This window comes from Pseudomonas sp. PIC25 (assembly GCF_002286785.1).
Classification (GTDB): domain Bacteria; phylum Pseudomonadota; class Gammaproteobacteria; order Pseudomonadales; family Pseudomonadaceae; genus Pseudomonas_M.
On the sequence record NZ_MUJY01000011.1, the window covers coordinates 1 to 1,207 of the forward strand.

General features: G+C 60.0%; 1 protein-coding gene. It reads left to right on the top strand.

Annotation, left to right across the window (positions count from 1 at the left end; all coding sequences use genetic code 11):
* Window positions 1-436 precede the first annotated feature (436 nt).
* Window positions 437-1,207, top strand: a 771-nt coding sequence (tssI, locus tag BZL41_RS00160) for a type VI secretion system tip protein TssI/VgrG (RefSeq protein ID WP_143517986.1), incomplete at its 3' end; no start/stop codon positions are given.

Sequence of the window (1,207 nt, forward strand, 5' to 3'; positions counted from 1 at the left end):
GTCTTTCTTGAAGAGCACGATCCATTCCTTGGTGTTGGTCGGATTCGGAACGATCTGGGTATCGAACGTAGCCCCATCAGCATGCCTGTTCTTGATCTCTGCTCGCTTCATTTCGCTCTCCCCGGTGCTGATCTCATGCGCCGATTCGAATGGGCGGTTGCACCATGCTCAACATTGTCGAGTGCCAGATTTGGTGCTGTCCAGAAAAGGTACAAAAGCACATTTGTACCTTCCCTGGATCGGTTCGCCGTGGCGGCTGTCGGCCTGATCGGTTTCGCATTCAACAGATCCCACTTCCTGGAGGACACAGCTCTCAAATCGGCAATTCAGTCGGTCACTGCGCAAGACTTTGCGCAATGGGTATGCGCTACCATCCAGCCGGCCCCGCTTGGAGCAAGCGGATGTTTCAACCGCGCTGTCATGGACGATCCCTTCTATGTTGGCTGCCAACCAGACCCATATTGCCCTCACCCTCCAGGGGATGAACACCGACCTTCAGGTGCTCGAATTCAGCGGGGATGAGGCGGTCAGTACGCCTTACTGTTTCGACATCGTCTGTGTCAGCGACCGCGCCGATCTCGACTTGGAGGCGCTGCTCAATCAGCCCGCTTTTCTCAGCTTTGGTTCCGAGGAAGCAGGGATTCATGGCCTGATCCATGAAGTGGCCCAGGGCGAATCCGGCAAGCGGCTGACCCGTTACCACCTGACGTTGGTACCGCGCCTGACGTACTTGGGTCTGCGGAGCAACCACCGCATTTTCCAGAACCGCACGGTGCCCCAGATCATCGCCGAGGTGCTGGAGGAGCACGGCATCCTCGCCGATGCCTACCGTTTTCAGTTCGGCCCCACCCTGTATCCCGAGCGCGTCTACTGCGTGCAGTACGGCGAGTCCGATCTGCATTTCCTGCAGCGGCTTTGCGAGGAGGAGGGCATCCACTTCCATTTCCAGCACGCCCCGGATGGCCACACCCTGGTGTTCGGCGATGACCAGACCGTCTTCCCGCGGCTCGGGCGGCCCACGGCCTATGTACCGGACACCGGCATGGTGGCCGACGAGCCGGTCATCAAGCGTTTCGGTCAGCGCGTGGCCACGCGCGTCAGCCAAGTCGCGCATCGGGACTACAACTTCGAAAAGCCGCACGTGCGGATGGCGGCGGACACGCGCAGCGCATTCCTGCCCGCCCTGGAGCGCTACGACTACCCAGGA